Annotated in this window: 13 protein-coding genes and 1 other annotated feature; of the genes, 11 read left to right on the plus strand and 2 right to left on the minus strand. The window is 50.8% G+C overall.

Annotated features, from left to right (window positions below; translation table 11 throughout):
* Positions 1-233: 233 nt before the first annotated feature.
* Positions 234-479: a binding site (T-box leader), on the plus strand.
* A gap of 98 nt (positions 480-577) precedes the next feature.
* The 5 genes from ilvE to leuD all read left to right on the plus strand — a co-directional run bounded on the left by ilvE (position 578) and on the right by leuD (position 6,264).
* Positions 578-1,477, plus strand: a complete 900-nt coding sequence (gene ilvE, locus EDC32_RS03715; protein WP_132220061.1) for a branched-chain-amino-acid transaminase — start codon at positions 578-580, stop codon at positions 1,475-1,477.
* A gap of 82 nt (positions 1,478-1,559) precedes the next feature.
* Positions 1,560-3,107: a 2-isopropylmalate synthase gene (locus EDC32_RS03720; protein ID WP_132220062.1), complete on the plus strand. Its 1,548-nt coding sequence runs from the start codon at positions 1,560-1,562 to the stop codon at positions 3,105-3,107.
* Positions 3,108-3,117: 10 nt separating this feature from the next.
* The gene (leuB, locus tag EDC32_RS03725; RefSeq protein ID WP_132220932.1) at positions 3,118-4,230 is read left to right on the plus strand and encodes a 3-isopropylmalate dehydrogenase; all 1,113 of its coding nucleotides are present in this window, start codon (positions 3,118-3,120) and stop codon (positions 4,228-4,230) included.
* Between the two features lie 4 nt (positions 4,231-4,234).
* A complete protein-coding gene (gene leuC / locus EDC32_RS03730) occupies positions 4,235-5,638 on the plus strand; it encodes a 3-isopropylmalate dehydratase large subunit (protein WP_054095500.1) in 1,404 nt (467 codons plus the stop codon).
* Entirely contained in the window at positions 5,638-6,264 is a 627-nt protein-coding gene (leuD, locus tag EDC32_RS03735) for a 3-isopropylmalate dehydratase small subunit (RefSeq protein ID WP_132220063.1), read from the plus strand. The genes leuC and leuD overlap by 1 nt, the downstream gene beginning before the upstream one ends.
* Positions 6,265-6,324: 60 nt before the next feature.
* On the opposite strand, the gene EDC32_RS03740 is transcribed toward leuD, so the two are convergent.
* Positions 6,325-6,717 carry a TIGR04086 family membrane protein gene (locus EDC32_RS03740; RefSeq protein ID WP_022736096.1) on the minus strand — a complete coding sequence of 131 codons (393 nt, stop codon included), beginning with the start codon at positions 6,715-6,717 and terminating at the stop codon, positions 6,325-6,327.
* A gap of 173 nt (positions 6,718-6,890) precedes the next feature.
* Here EDC32_RS03740 and EDC32_RS03745 point away from each other — a divergent pair, with 173 nt between their 5' ends.
* Positions 6,891-7,574: a DUF421 domain-containing protein gene (locus EDC32_RS03745; RefSeq protein ID WP_022736097.1), complete on the plus strand. Its 684-nt coding sequence runs from the start codon at positions 6,891-6,893 to the stop codon at positions 7,572-7,574.
* Here the strand turns inward: EDC32_RS03745 and spoVB are convergent.
* Positions 7,571-9,145: a stage V sporulation protein B gene (spoVB, locus tag EDC32_RS03750; RefSeq protein ID WP_132220064.1), complete on the minus strand. Its 1,575-nt coding sequence runs from the start codon at positions 9,143-9,145 to the stop codon at positions 7,571-7,573. The genes EDC32_RS03745 and spoVB overlap by 4 nt on opposite strands.
* Before the next feature lie 164 nt (positions 9,146-9,309).
* Between spoVB and EDC32_RS03755 the strand changes: the two genes are divergently transcribed.
* The 5 genes from EDC32_RS03755 to EDC32_RS03770 all read left to right on the plus strand — a co-directional run bounded on the left by EDC32_RS03755 (position 9,310) and on the right by EDC32_RS03770 (position 14,966).
* Positions 9,310-9,609: a post-transcriptional regulator gene (locus EDC32_RS03755; protein ID WP_022736099.1), complete on the plus strand. Its 300-nt coding sequence runs from the start codon at positions 9,310-9,312 to the stop codon at positions 9,607-9,609.
* A gap of 229 nt (positions 9,610-9,838) precedes the next feature.
* Positions 9,839-11,068 carry a protein translocase subunit SecD gene (secD, locus tag EDC32_RS16595; RefSeq protein WP_246026835.1) on the plus strand — a complete coding sequence of 410 codons (1,230 nt, stop codon included), beginning with the start codon at positions 9,839-9,841 and terminating at the stop codon, positions 11,066-11,068.
* Entirely contained in the window at positions 11,058-11,966 is a 909-nt protein-coding gene (gene secF / locus EDC32_RS16600; RefSeq protein ID WP_246026836.1) for a protein translocase subunit SecF, read from the plus strand. Before secD ends, secF begins: the two co-directional genes overlap by 11 nt.
* 125 nt (positions 11,967-12,091) lie before the next feature.
* On the plus strand, positions 12,092-14,512 hold the full coding sequence (gene recJ / locus EDC32_RS03765; protein WP_246026837.1) for a single-stranded-DNA-specific exonuclease RecJ: 2,421 nt from the start codon (positions 12,092-12,094) through the stop codon (positions 14,510-14,512).
* Positions 14,451-14,966: an adenine phosphoribosyltransferase gene (locus EDC32_RS03770; RefSeq protein ID WP_102992091.1), complete on the plus strand. Its 516-nt coding sequence runs from the start codon at positions 14,451-14,453 to the stop codon at positions 14,964-14,966. Before recJ ends, EDC32_RS03770 begins: the two co-directional genes overlap by 62 nt.
* Positions 14,967-15,002 lie beyond the last annotated feature (36 nt).

The raw sequence follows: 15,002 nt of genomic DNA on the forward strand, positions 1-15,002 counted from the left end.
TATAATCGTCTTTAATAAGTAAGCGGCAATCCCATTAAACAAAGCATATCATCTGACAAATCCTATTTTTCAACAGATTTGTATGATTTTTAATCCTTGGATCGCTTGGTATTGTCCATGCGGATGGGGTTGTTGACAAAGGATAAGTGAAGTTTTATAATACCCATAATAAATTGATAGAATAGTGGGAATGTTCCTGCTTAAATAATAACATAGTGGGTATTACCTCAGACCAAAAAGCGATGAAGAGGACCAGTAGAGGTGCAGAGTGTGTACAGAGAGCTGTCTCTAGGCTGAAAAGACGGTCACCCTCCCACTTCGAATCTCACCTTGGAGTTGCGCTTTTGAAAAGGGCCCAGCCCCCGAGTAAAAAGCGACGGTTGCCCCCGTTACCGGGCAAGAGTCGTTTGGACTCGCCGAGTCCGTTTTCGCGAGAAAGCGGAGAAGCTGAGTGGTACCGCGAAACCCTCGCCTCAGCAATCGAATCTGCCGCACCTGACAGGAATGCGCGCCATTTGATTGTTGAGTCGGGGGTTTTTTCATTTCCTTATTAATAAAACACAAGGGGGAGCTTAACATGAGGGAAAAATGGGTTTACTTGAATGGTGAATTTGTCCCCAAGTCGAAAGCAGTGGTTTCCGTGTTTGACCATGGCTTTTTATACGGAGATGGGATCTTTGAGGGGATTCGCTGTTATTCCGGCAACGTTTTTTGTCTGAAAGAACACATTGTCCGGCTATATGAGTCGGCCAAGTCGATCATGCTCGACATTCCGCTTACACCCGAGGAAATGGAAGCGGTCGTCGTTGAAACGCTTGAAAAGAATGGTCTGCCTGATGCTTATATTCGATTGGTTGTATCTCGTGGGGTAGGTGACTTGGGATTGGACCCTCGCAATTGTAAACAGGCAAGCGTGATTGTCATTGCGGAAGAATTAAGTTTGTTTCCGCAGCGGTATTACGATGAGGGCTTGGAGATTGTCACTGTTCCGACTCGTCGCAATGTCCCGGATGCGCTCAACCCCAAAATCAAATCATTAAATTACCTCAACAACGTTTTGGTACGTCTTGAGGCAGCACGGGCGGGAGTGCTTGAAGCGTTGACTCTCAATCAAGATGGATATGTGTGCGAAGGTTCTGGCGATAATATCTTTATTGTGAAAAACGGCAAAATCTTCACACCGCCGACCTATGTGGGCGCGCTGGAAGGGATTACGCGCAATGTGGTGATGGAGTTGTGCGAGACGTTTCAAATCCCTTGTGCGGAGGTTCCGTTTACACGTCACGATGTCTATGTGGCCGATGAAGTCTTCCTGACGGGCACAGCGGCAGAAATGATTCCGGTCGTGAATGTGGACGGTCGCATCATCGGCAGTGGAAAGCCGGGACCCCTTACAGCAAAGTTGACCAAAGCATTCCGCCAACTTACGGTTCAGCGGGGCACAAAAGTGCCAGGGATATTTTCGGCAAGCGTGTGAACCAGCGGGAAACATGATTAGAAAAGTTGGCGATGGCGAGGGTGGAGCTTTCAAGATTTAAGGATGCAAAGGAGAGCGAAAAATGGGAAAAATCGAGATTTTTGACACCACGTTGCGGGATGGGGAGCAATCAGCCGGAGTCAATCTGCACGCAGATGAAAAGTTGGAGATCGCTTGCCAATTGGAGCGATTGGGTGTGGATGTGATGGAGGCGGGCTTCCCGGCTTCCTCACGAGGTGATTTCCTATCTGTACAAAGAATCGCCCGTACGATTCAAAAATGTTCTGTCGCCGCCTTGGCACGCTCCACGAAAAATGACATCGATGCGGCCTGGGAGGCAATCAAAGAGGGGGTTAACCCCCGCATCCATGTATTTATCGCAACATCGCCGATCCATATGGAGCATAAGTTGCGGATGACGCCAGAACAAGTGGTGCAAAAGGCGGTCGAGTCAGTCCGATATGCCGCAAACTTCACCAGCAATGTGGAATGGTCGGCTGAAGACGCGACGCGAAGCGATTGGGATTTTCTCGTCGAGATCGTGACGAAAGTGATCGATGCGGGTGCGACAGTGGTCAATCTGCCCGATACGGTCGGCTACGCCACACCACAAGAATATGCCGGGATGTTTCGCTATTTGCGGGAGCGAGTGCCCAACATTCACCGCGCCAAGCTTTCGGCTCACTGTCATGATGATCTGGGCTTGGCGGTGGCCAATTCCTTGGCAGCGATCGAGGGAGGGGCGGAGCAGATCGAGTGCACGATTAATGGCATTGGTGAACGGGCCGGCAACGCGTCACTCGAAGAAATTGCCATTGCGCTAGCCATTCGCAAACAAGTGTACCAAGCCGAAACAGAGTTGGAACTAAACCAAATAGTACGTACTAGCCGTTTGGTCAGTAAGTATACCGGTTTGGCTGTTCCTCCCAACAAAGCGGTGGTCGGAGCCAATGCATTTGCGCATGAATCGGGCATTCATCAAGATGGGGTACTAAAAAACAAGCTGACGTATGAGATCATTCGCCCAGAAATGATCGGCCTTTCTTCCAATGCTATCGTGCTCGGCAAGCATTCAGGCCGCCATGCGTTCCGAAATAAGTGTGAAGAGCTGGGGATTCAATTGGACGATGAACGGTTCCATCTTCTGTTCAAACACTTCAAAGAGTTGACGGAAAAGCGCAAAGAGGTGACGGATGAGGATATCTTGGCCCTGGCTGCTGATTTGACTGGCAAAGAAAAGGGAGCCGATGCGTATGAACTTGTTTTTCTGCAAGTGCATTACGGCGCGCAAGGCGTTTCTACGGCCACGATTGGAATCAAGACGCCAGAAGGGGAGTTCGTCCAAGAAGCGGCTACCGGAAACGGCAGTGTTGAAGCGATTTATCAGACGATCCAGCGCTTGCTTCCCGAACCGATTGAGCTGATGGACTATCGTATCCAATCAACCACGTCTGGCATCGATTCGCTGGCAGAAGTTTATGTCAAAGTGAAGCACCAAGGCCATATTGGAACAGGGCGTGGCATCGACAATGATGTGCTCGGCGCTTCGGCCAAAGCGTTGTTGGATGCCATCAACCGCATCATGGTAAAAGTGCGGGCAGGAGCTGTATTTGCGACGAACCATCATTAACAGAAAGGGTGTGGGAAGTATGCGCGTTGCCGTGTTACCGGGTGACGGAATCGGTCCCGAGATCACGAGAGAGGCAGTGAATTTGCTGGAAGAAATTGTTCGCCTCTTTCAACGGAACATTGAGATTCAGTACGGGCAAATTGGTGGGGCAGCGATTGATGAAGAAGGGATACCGTTGCCAAATGCGACGCTTCAATTGTGCCGCACCAGCGATGCCGTTTTGTTAGGGGCGGTTGGCGGTCCCAAGTGGGATGAGCAACCAGGTCATTTGCGTCCCGAAGCGGGCTTACTCGCTTTGCGCAAAGAACTTGGTCTTTACGCCAATCTGCGTCCGATTACCGTTTTTGCCGGCTTGGAGGGAGCTTCTCCATTGAGGGGGGAGCTATTGCAGGATGTGGACATGGTGATCGTGCGGGAGTTAACCGGTGGCTTATATTTTGGCACCCCGAAGGAACGCCGCCAGAGCGGGCAGGAATGGGAAGCAGTTGACACCTTGCACTACACAGAAGCGGAAATCGAGCGAATCTTGCGGCTCGGGTTTGAGATGGCCCGCCAGCGTCGTCGCCACCTGACTTCGGTGGATAAAGCTAACGTGTTAGAAACCAGCCGATTATGGCGGGAAACGGCGGAACGGTTGGCACTTGAATATCCCGATGTGACTTTGAACCACTTGTTGGTGGATAATGCGGCGATGCAATTGATCAAATGTCCAAGCCGTTTTGATGTGATCGTGACGGAGAACATGTTTGGGGACATATTGAGTGACGAAGCCGCGATGATTACCGGTTCGATCGGGATGTTGCCTTCCGCCAGCCTCAGTGAGACGGGGCCGGGGCTGTATGAACCGATTCACGGCTCTGCGCCCGATATCGCGGGTCAAAACAAAGCCAATCCATTGGCCATGTTTTTGTCCGTCGCCATGATGTTGCGCCAAACGGCAGGTTGGGCTAGAGAGGCGGATGCCATCCAATCCGTGATTGAGTCCGTACTGGCTGAAGGATGGCGAACGGATGATTTGGGTGAACCGGGAACGGCTCGTTTAACCACGTCGGAGATGGGCGCCAAGGTGCGTGAAGCTTTGGCACAATGTGTAAAAAGAGGGGGGATCAGATGTGGCGGGTAAAACAATGTTTGATAAGATTTGGGAGCAACACGTGGTTGTCGCGGAAGAAGGCAAGCCGCATCTACTGTATATTGATTTGCATTTAGTGCATGAGGTCACTTCTCCGCAAGCGTTTGAAGGGTTGCGCATGGCTGGCAGGAAAGTGCGACGGCCTGAGCTTACGTTTGCGACCATGGATCACAATGTGCCGACCGACAATCCATTTACTGTGACAGACCCGATAGCAGGCAAGCAGATTGAAACCTTGCAAATGAACTGTGAGGCGTTTGGGATTTCTTTGGCCGACTTGCATAGCGAAGAACAAGGGATTGTCCATGTCATCGGACCGGAATTAGGGTTGACGCTACCAGGCAAGACGATTGTATGCGGAGATAGCCATACATCGACGCATGGCGCATTTGGTGCACTGGCTTTTGGCATTGGTACCAGTGAAGTGGAACATGTACTGGCGACTCAATGCTTGTGGCAAACAAAGCCTCGAACGCTGCTGGTTGAATTAACTGGCCGACCACGCCCAGGTGTGACCGCCAAAGATGTGATCCTCGGTTTGATCGCGAAATATGGGGTTGATTTTGGCACAGGCCATGTGATCCAATTTGCAGGTGAAGCAGTTCGAGCCATGTCGATGGAAGAACGGATGACCATCTGCAACATGTCGATTGAAGCCGGGGCGCGGGCAGGACTGATCGAACCGGATGAGACGACGTTTGCTTATTTGAAAGGTCGTCCCTACGCGCCGAAGGGAGAGGACTTCGACGCCTGTGTAAAGTTATGGCGGGAATTGGCTTCAGATCCCGATGCGGTCTTCGATCGGGTGATCCAGTTTGATGTTTCTGCTTTGGAACCCCAGGTCACATGGGGAACCCATCCCGGTATGGGCACGAGTATCAATGGAACCGTACCTGATCCTGATACATTCCCCACAGAAATGGAACGGCTTGCGGCAAGGCAAGCGTTGGCTTATATGGGGTTGGAACCCGGCACCAAGATTTCGGACATCCCAATTCAGCACGTTTTTATCGGTTCTTGTACCAACTCGCGGATTGAAGACCTGCGTCTTGCAGCACAAGTGGTACGAGGACATAAGGTATCACCTAATGTCCGGGCCATCGTGGTTCCCGGTTCAAAACAAGTTAAACGGCAAGCGGAACAGGAAGGATTGCATGAGATTTTCATCAATGCGGGTTTTGAATGGCGAGAGCCGGGTTGTAGCATGTGTTTGGCGATGAACCCCGATGTGGTACCGGCGGGGGAACGGTGTGCTTCCACTTCAAATCGAAACTTTGAAGGAAGGCAAGGGCGGGGAGCGCGCACCCATCTTGTGTCTCCGGTCACAGCTGCCGCCGCAGCGATCGCTGGTCGGTTTGTGGAGCCAGGGCAATTACAGAAGCTGGAGGAGGTTAACTGATGGAGGCATTTGTTCGTCACCAAGGCATTGTTGCACCGTTGGATCGGCCTAATGTGGATACGGACGCAATCATTCCCAAACAGTTTTTGAAGCGGGTGGAGCGATCCGGGTTTGGACAATTTCTCTTCTATGATTGGCGCTTTTTGCCCAATGGGGAACCAGACCCGACTTTCGTTTTGAATCAGCCTCGTTATGCTGGAGCGAGCATCCTCCTTGCCCGCAACAATTTCGGGTGTGGGTCATCGCGCGAGCACGCACCTTGGGCACTGGCTGATTACGGTTTTAAAGTGATCATCGCCCCTTCATTTGCCGACATTTTTCACAACAACTGTTTTAAAAATGGCTTGTTGCCCATCGTGTTGCCAGAAAAGGACGTGGAGTATCTTTTCCAACAAGCGGGGCAGGGGCAGTGCCGCTTGGAAGTGGATTTGGAAGACCAATTGGTGCGGGATGATGAAGGCACGACATGGAAATTCCAAGTCGACCCTTACCGGCGCGAGCGATTGCTGAAAGGCTTGGATGATATCGGTGCTACGCTGCTTCACGCCGATCACATCACCGCTTATGAACAGTCAGTGAGAAAACCGTATCAAAAAGTGTATCCCACCACGGAATCAGTAACATAGGTAACCTAGCACAACAAACCGCCTTCTCCATTGGACGGAGGAAGGCGGTTTGTGTTTTGGTCATGGTTTGGTGTTTACGCCGATCATGCCGCCCAACCCACCGACGGCAAAGGCAAAGCAGAGAAAAGCCAACGGGTTGATGGTCGGGGCCGCATCAAACGCCAAGAAGCTCAGTAGCCAGACTAACAACACGAACAACACGCCTTGAATTCCGCCTATCATCCATCCTTTCCGTCCTGCACGGCGTCCGGAAGCCAGTCCGCCGGCGAAGAGAGCACCTGCGTTCACAATGTAGGAAATGGCTGTTACATTGTCTGACGGCAACGACGTATATCTGAGGCCCAACGCGGCGAGGAAAGAGCAGAACAAAATGATTCCCCAGATCCAACATTGGCCCACAAGCCAAGGGGATTGCCATCCCTTTTTTGCAGTGTCAAACAAAGCTTCTTTCATCCTCTGACCTCCTTTGGGCAAGTTGGTACATGTTATGACAGGCGAGTCCAAAATATCACTGTCCGCGCCAGACATAAAAACGGATCGCGCTGCGGAAACTAACCGGTGAATTACCTCATGCGGAGCGATGTCAGGGAGCCTGTAAGTCTTGGATGAAAGGAGGTTGCCGAAACATGGGGTCCATCCTCTTGCGCACCGTATTCATTTATGTGTTTCTCCTAGTCATCATGCGTGTCATGGGGAAGCGTGAGATCGGCAAGTTGTCGATTTTTGATTTGGTCGTTTCTTTCATGATCGCCGATATTTCGTCCATGGCCATCGAAAACAAAGAGGAACCGCTGATTACCTGGATTTCCCCGATCATCCTGTTAGCTTTTTTGCAAATACTGTTATCCTTCATTTCGCTTAAAAGCGAACGGATTCGAAATTGGGTAGACGGTAGGCCGGTGACGTTGATTGAAAATGGGAAGATCGTCGACAAGAATATGGCTAAGTTGCGATACAATCTGGATGACTTGCTCACCCAGTTGCGGGAAAAAAACATTCCCGATGTCTCCGATGTGGAATTTGCGGTGTTGGAATCAACAGGGAAGCTGAGCGTGTTTCCTAAAGAGGAGAAACGGCCTGCATTCAAGGAGGATGTAAGACAGGATCTCAAACAGTTTCGGATGCCTATCCCCGTGATAATCGACGGGAAGGTGCAGGAAGAAGGGCTCAAAAAGTTGGGACAAAACCGCTTTTGGCTCAAGGCGGAAATCCAAAAGCGGGGATTGAAAGATTTTAAAGAGGTGTTTTATGCGGCGGTGAACTACGAAGGGCGGTTGTACATTGACCGGAAGGACCGCCCAACGCGTTAATGGGGCAGGCATTTGGCCATCCATTTGCCGACATAGGGAATGCGCCGCACGTCATCTTTGCGGATCAGTGAGAGCGACACCAGGCACAGCGCGTAGATGGACAAACTGCCGAAAAAGCCTGCCGCGGTTTGGGCCAATAAGGGCCAGTGTTCCATATGGATGCAGGTATAGGTGACCAAGCCTGCGGCCGCGGTGGCGACGCACAGCTTGCCCAGATCTTTCAAAGGAAGACGGAAGGAAACGACTTTCAATATATCGATGAAATGCAAGGTCGTGACGATGACAATGCCGCAATTGATGGCCAAAGCGACCCCGTCAATTCCCAAAGCCGGCTGAGAAGCGAGGGCAAAAATCAAGATGGTCTTAACTACCGCTCCGATGATGGAATTGCGCATGGGTGCTTTTGCATTATCCAATCCTTGCAACACCGATGCGAACGGGCCTTGCATGGCATGCAACACAGTGAAGGGAGCCATGATTTGGATTAGTCGTGCTACATCGGTTTGACGGTAGAGCAGGATGGATAGTGGCTCCGCCAGCATATACATGAGCAAGGCGCTTGGCAAGGCCACGATCAGGTTTAAGCGGACGGCCTGTTGTAGGCGGTGAGAAACCAAGCGAGCATTGTTTTGCGCTGCCGCTTCACTGATCGCGGGTACGAGGGAAACGGACAGCGCATAAGTGATGAATGAAGGAAAAAAAACGAGCGGGATCGCCATGCCTTCCAATTGGCCGTACAATGCAGTTGCCGCGGCTGTGGCGATGCCGGCGAGAGCCAAACTTTGCGAAACGACAATCGGTTCGATCGCATAAGAAAACGAACCAACCAAGCGGCTGGTGGTGACAGGAATGGCCAAGCGCAACAGATCGCGCAAGCTTTCGCGCCATTGTTGCGAATGTTGTTTCTTGGTAAACGAGAGCTTACGCAATATTGGACGCCCATCATCTCGTTTGAATGAATATAGCAGATACAAAAGCCCGGCAAATTCGCCGATTACCATGCCGATCATAGCCCCCGCTGCCGCGTATTCAACACCGTAAGGGAGCAGGATGGTGGCTAATATCAACACCGTGAAAATGCGCACGGTTTGTTCAATAATGGTGGACATGGCGTAAGGGCTCATGTTTTGGCGCCCCTGAAAATATCCGCGGAAGATCGAAGAGATGGCAATGATAGGGATGATCGGCGCGATGCCGAGCAACGCATAAACTGCCCGTTGGTCCGTAAGTAGCGTTTTGGCAATCCATGGAGCGAACAGCAGGACAAAACTGGTAATCAATACACTGGTGATAACGACGATGAATATCGATACAATGAGGATGGAGCGAACCCGCTCCGTTTCGTTTTTTGCCTCAGCTTCGGAGACCAATTTGGAGATGGCCACCGGCAATCCAGCAGTGGTGACCACAATGGTGAAAACCAGGATGGGAAACGCCATTTGAAACAGCCCCATGCCTTCGTCCCCGATGATGCGGGAAAGAGCGATCCGATAAACAAAACCAAGGATTTTAGTGATAAGGCCTGCGCCGACTAAAATCAGCGTCCCGTATAAAAATCCCTTGCTTTTCATAGTTCGGCCTCTCTTTCACAAAAGTTTACTAAAACGTATGACTTGTCCGTGCGACTCATGCCAAAAAAATTGTGGAATGTACGGGTAGGATTTTGTATTCTAAAAACCGAAAGAGGATATGAACAAAAGGCAGGTTTTTGATACGCAGAGCGAGGAGGAACACCATGGCAAGACAAGGATCGTTAAAATCAGTCAGTCGGCAGAAGCAATCACAGCGCGAATTCATGAGCGAGCAGGAATTGATGACATGCATCGAGGATCTCTGCAACAGTAAAGCGGCCGAATTTCGTATGTACGGTTATGAGAATGTGACGGGTGAACAGATTTGGGCTTGCGTCTCCGAAAATTATCGACGCGGCTGGCCCCGGTTAAACCGCCTGGTTAATGATATCATGTCGCTAAAAGCGAATCGGTTTATGAACTGGCTGATGCTGTCGGTATATAAAGATGATGAGCAAAAATAAAAAACGGGCGAACATTTTCTAGCGAGTTGGAAATGTTCGCCCTGTTTTTTTTGACAGGGTTGGAAACATTCATTACAATCAGACTAGACGTTCGTTAGACAGAGTATTGAGAAAATATAAATTGGCTTTGCCCATTTGTCATTATTCGTGCGCTCCTTGAAAATTGACATTCCTCCAGATGCGCCGGATAATGAGAATGTTGGTGTGATACATAAAAGGAGGAGCAACCATGAAGATTCGCAAGGGCAAACTGGTGGCTTTTTGCCTGATGGTGGTGGTGATACTGGGCATTGTCGCCACAACCACACTCAATGTATGGAATAACATAACCAAAGGCCTTGACCTTCAGGGCGGATTTGAAGTGCTGTATGAAACGGAACAGAAAAATGTAAGCCTGGATGCTCTGAAGGACACCGCTGCCGCGTTGAACAACCGGATCAACGTGTTGGGGGTGAGCGAACCGGAGATTACCATTGAAGGGGGCAACCGCATTCGCGTGCAACTGGCTGGGGTTAAAGACCAGAACAAAGCGCGTGAAATGCTTGGAAAACAAGCGAAGCTCACCTTTCGTGACCCCACCGGCAAAAAGATATTAATGGAAGGGAAAGACCTCAAGGAAAACGGGGCTGGCGTGGGTTATGACCAATTAAACCGTCCCGTGGTGACGCTAAAGTTGAAAGACCCGAAGAAATTTGAAAACATCACGCGCACCTACTTGGGACAACAAATTCCGATCTATTTGGATGATCATCTGCTCAGCGCGCCGCAAGTGCAAACGGTCATTGCAGGCGGAGATGCACAGATCTCGGGGCAAAAAGACGTGAAAGAGGCACAGGAATTGGCCGATTTGCTCAATGCCGGGGCGATTCCGCTGAAGTTGAAAGAAGTGCAAAGCTACTCCGTTGACGCGTCGCTTGGTGCTGATTCGTTGCGTGACAGTTTGATTGCTGGATTGTACGCGTTGATCGCCATCTTTATTTTCGTCGTTGGTGTGTACCGCTTGCCCGGCTTTATCGCCGTGATTACGATTATCTCCTACTCATACCTCGTGCTGTTGACATTCATGTTGCTTGATGTGACCCTGACGTTGCCAGGAATCGCCGCGTTTATCCTGGGGATCGGGATGGCAGTCGACGCCAATATCATCATGAACGAACGGATTCGCGACGAACTCCGGATCGGACGAAGCATCGCCGGTGCGGTCAAAGCGGGTTCCAAGCGTTCGTTCCTGACCATCTTCGACGCCAACATTACCACCATTATCGCCGCGGCTGTGCTGTTTATCTTCGGTACCTCCGCAGTCAAGGGCTTTTCGGTTTCACTGGTTGTGGGGATTATCGTCAGCTTCCTCACTGCCGTGGCGCTGTCACGGATCATGATGACGCTCTTGGTTCGATCCAATTTGCTTAAGCGGCCAGGATTGTTTGGCGTAAGGGAGGATGAGATCAGTGACCTATAAGTTTGACATCATCAAGCACCGCAAAACGTATCTGCTCATCGCCCTGGCTGTGATGGTGGTGTGTGTTGTGTCCCTTGTGTGGCAAGGACTTAACCTTGGAATCGATTTTAAAAGCGGAACCCGCTTGGACATCTCGCTGGCACCCAATGCAAAGATTGAAAAGGCGCGCGAGGCGCTGGAGGAAATGGGTTACAAGAATCCCAACATCCGCATTGGCGGCACGAATAATGAGATTGTCATCTTCCGTGTGGACAAGCCCCTGTCACGGCAAGATATTCAAAAGATCAAAACAAAATTCCAAGAATCGTTCAACCTGACTCCGAAAGTACAAGAACAAAGAGTAGATCCGATCATCGGACGCGAATTGGCGAGCAATGCGATCAAGGCTACCGTGATCGCGTCGCTCTGTATCGTGGTGTATGTGGCATTCCGCTTTGAGTGGCGGTTTGGAGTAGCGGCGGTGATCGCCTTGGTTTATGACTCGCTGTTTACCATCGGGATGTTTTCACTGTTGCGTTTGGAAGTGGACGTTGTTTTTATCGCCGCTGTATTGACCATTATCGGGTATTCAATCAATGACACCATCGTGATCTTTGACCGGATCCGTGAAAATATGGAAACGATGAAGCCGAAGAATTGGGAAGACTTGGCGAAGGTAGTCAATGTCAGCATCAACCAGACTTTGACGCGTTCGATCAACACGGTGTTAACGGTGGCTTTCGCCGCTTTTGCCTTATGGCTGTTGGGCGGGGAGAGCATCGCAAACTTCTCTTTGGCTCTGTTGTTTGGTCTGATTTCCGGAGCGTATTCTTCCATTTTTGTGGCGAGCCCATTGTGGATTGGCTGGAAATGGAAAGCGATGCAAAAGAAAAAAGGGGAGCCGGTGGCGGCGAAATAACCGCCAATCTGGCTTCAAGAGGCCGTGGCGATATGCTTGCGGCCTCTTTTCATGACAATAAGTTTCTCCTGCCCTCTGTGAGCTTTGTGATATAATGAATGACGCGAAGCGAGGTGAACGTGAACGTGTTGCACGCAAAAACGCGTTGGCATAAAGTGGAGCCGGACGAGGCAGTGGTCGCCAAGCTGGCCGCCGAGTGCGGAATAGACCCCTTGATCGCCCGGCTCTTGGTGCGAAGGGGAATTGATGATAGTGAAGCAGCCAACAAATTTCTCAAGCCAAAATTGGAAGATTTGCACGACCCTTATCTGCTGGACGGAATGAAGGCTGCTGTGGAGCGGATCAAGCAAGCGATAGCGGACAAAGAGAAAATCCTCATTTACGGCGATTATGATGCAGACGGAGTGAGTAGCACCAGTTTGTTGCTCCATGTGATGAGAACGCTTCAGGCGGATGTCGACTATTATATCCCCAATCGTTTTCGGGAGGGGTACGGCATAAATAAAGAGGCGCTGGCCTTGGCAAAAGAGCGTGGTTTTGGCTTGGTGGTGTCGGTGGATACGGGGATCAGCGCGGTGATGGAAGCAGAGGTGGCGAAACAGCTCGGACTCGATCTGATTATCACTGACCACCATGAGCCGCCGGAGCAATTGCCGGATGCATATGCGGTGATCAATCCCAAGAAACCGGGGTGCCCATATCCATTTAAGATGTTGGCCGGAGTCGGGGTGGCGTTCAAGCTGGCGACGGCACTAATGGGACGCATTCCGGAAGAGTGGTTGGAATTAGTGGCACTGGGCACTATTGCGGACTTGGTTCCGTTGACGGATGAAAACCGAATTTTGGCCGCGTTTGGCTTGGAGCGAATGAATCGACGGGAATTGACCGGGATGCGGGCATTGCTAGAAGTTGCCGGCATCCAGCGGGAAGTGACGGCGGGCCATGTCGGCTTTGCGTTGGGACCACGGATCAATGCCAGCGGCCGCTTGGATTCGGCTGATTCGGCTGTGCGGTTGTTGATCACCGATAATGAAGAGGAAGCGCGGATGTTGGCAGAAGAGTTGGATGAGGTGAACCGGGAACGGCAAGAATTAGTGGAAGAGATGACCCAAGAAGCGATTGCTGAAGTGGAGCAGGATAAGGAGCGACATCAACATGTCATCGTCGTTGCCAAAAAAGGGTGGAACGTGGGTGTGGTGGGCATTGTCGCATCGCGCTTGGTGGAAAAATACTACCGTCCGGCGATCGTGTTGAGCATTGATGAGGAAAAAGGCACAGCCAAAGGCTCCGCGCGTAGCATTTCCGCTTTTCATTTGTACCGCGCGCTAGCGGAATGCCAGCAATGGTTGCCGCATTTTGGGGGACACGCCATGGCAGCGGGGATGACTTTGCCCGTCGAAAACATCGTTCCTTTTCATCAACACCTCAGCCAACTGGCAAAGCAATGGTTGACGGACGAGGATTATGTGCCGCAAACTACACTGGAAGATGAGTTGCGTTTGGAGCGGGTGCAATTGCACTTGATCGAGCAAATCGAAGCGCTCGCTCCATACGGCATGGGAAACCCTACTCCCCTGTTCGCGTTTGACAATCTGAAGTTGTTGCGATTGCAACTGATGGGGCGCGATAATGAGCATGTCAAAATGATCTTGCAGGATGGGGAACACTTGCTAGAAGGCATTGCTTTCCGAGCGGGAGGTATGGAGAAGGAAATTTCCCCTTGCGCCCGGTTGCGCGTATTGGGGGAATTGCAGGTAAACGAGTGGAATGGCAAACGTTCGCCACAGTTGATTATCAAGGATGTGGCCATTCCCCATTTGCAAATATTTGATTGGCGCAGTAACCGTAAACAACTGGATCGCTTTTTGGATATGGATGCGGAGGAGTGCCTCTTCGTCTGCGGAGCCGGTTCTGAAGATGAGGAGCTGTTGCGGGGAGCCAAGTATCATGTGGTTTCGTGGGAAGCGCTGGGGCAAGGCAGATGTGATGGGGAGCTGGTCAAGCGGGCGAAGCGCGTCGTATGGGTGCAAGCTCCGCCAACCATGTCGGTCTGCAAAAAGAGTTTGCCTTATTTTGCCGATGCTGAACGCTTGTACCTGTTGTTCGGTGATAAGGAATTTGACGATATGCTGGTCAAAACCCCGACCCGGGAAGAATTTAAGAAGCTGTACAGCGCATTGGTCGGCAAGGAGAAAATTTCATTGTCCAAACATTTTTCGTCTTTGGCTTGCGTCACAGGATTGCAAAAACGGGCGCTTTCCTTTATGATTCAAGTGTTTGCGGAGTGTGGCTTTATTTCGCTCAATCAAGGTGAAATCAAGATCCATCCCAATCCAAACAAAAAACCATTAACTGAGTCGGTGCTGTATCAAAAACAGATAGAGCGAGAAGAAGTATTTCGCACCCTTGTGTACTCGACATATCTGGAATTGTGCCAGTTCTTGGTGTCAACGATTGCTTTCACACATATAGGAGGCTTAGCAAATGAACTTCAAAGAGAAAATCAGAGTGATTCCAGACTATCCGCAACCGGGGATTCGGTTTAAAGACATCACCACCCTTTTGCAAGATGGCGCGGCATACCGGGCGGCGATTGACGAATTGAAAGAGCAGTTAAAAGACGTAGAGATTGATGTGATCGTGGGCCCTGAAGCGCGCGGTTTCGTCGTGGGCGCGCCTCTTGCTTACGCTTTGGGAGTCGGGTTTGTACCCGTTCGCAAAAAAGGGAAGTTGCCCGGTGAAACGATTGAAGCCAGCTACAGCTTGGAGTATGGCAAGGACTTGCTCGCTATGCACAAAGATGCGATCAAACCGGGCCAAAAAGTGCTGATTGCGGACGATTTGCTGGCTACCGGTGGAACCATTTCCGCCACGCTCGATTTGGTGAAACAGTTGCAGGGAGTGCCGGTGGCTGCCGCTTTCCTGATTGAGCTGAACTATCTGGAAGGCCGCAAGAAGTTAGATGGGCTTAATGTGGTTTCTTTAGTGCAATATGATTGATAGAGAGTCACCCTATATGCAGGGTGGCTTTTTTTT

This window comes from Laceyella sacchari, assembly GCF_004343255.1.
In the GTDB taxonomy this organism is placed as follows: domain Bacteria; phylum Bacillota; class Bacilli; order Thermoactinomycetales; family Thermoactinomycetaceae; genus Laceyella; species Laceyella sacchari.

Bases quoted from the DNA above. Each gene is read 5' to 3' on its own strand.
- EDC32_RS03745 (WP_022736097.1), top strand. From the start codon at position 6,891: ATGGGGTCCATCCTCTTGCGCACCGTATTCATTTATGTGTTTCTCCTA.
- EDC32_RS03755 (WP_022736099.1), top strand. From the start codon at position 9,310: ATGGCAAGACAAGGATCGTTAAAATCAGTCAGTCGGCAGAAGCAATCA.
- leuC (WP_054095500.1), top strand. From the start codon at position 4,235: ATGTTTGATAAGATTTGGGAGCAACACGTGGTTGTCGCGGAAGAAGGC.
- EDC32_RS03720 (WP_132220062.1), top strand. From the start codon at position 1,560: ATGGGAAAAATCGAGATTTTTGACACCACGTTGCGGGATGGGGAGCAA.
- spoVB (WP_132220064.1), bottom strand. From the start codon at position 9,145: ATGAAAAGCAAGGGATTTTTATACGGGACGCTGATTTTAGTCGGCGCA.
- EDC32_RS03770 (WP_102992091.1), top strand. From the start codon at position 14,451: ATGAACTTCAAAGAGAAAATCAGAGTGATTCCAGACTATCCGCAACCG.
- EDC32_RS03740 (WP_022736096.1), bottom strand. From the start codon at position 6,717: ATGAAAGAAGCTTTGTTTGACACTGCAAAAAAGGGATGGCAATCCCCT.
- leuD (WP_132220063.1), top strand. From the start codon at position 5,638: ATGGAGGCATTTGTTCGTCACCAAGGCATTGTTGCACCGTTGGATCGG.
- ilvE (WP_132220061.1), top strand. From the start codon at position 578: ATGAGGGAAAAATGGGTTTACTTGAATGGTGAATTTGTCCCCAAGTCG.
- secD (WP_246026835.1), top strand. From the start codon at position 9,839: ATGAAGATTCGCAAGGGCAAACTGGTGGCTTTTTGCCTGATGGTGGTG.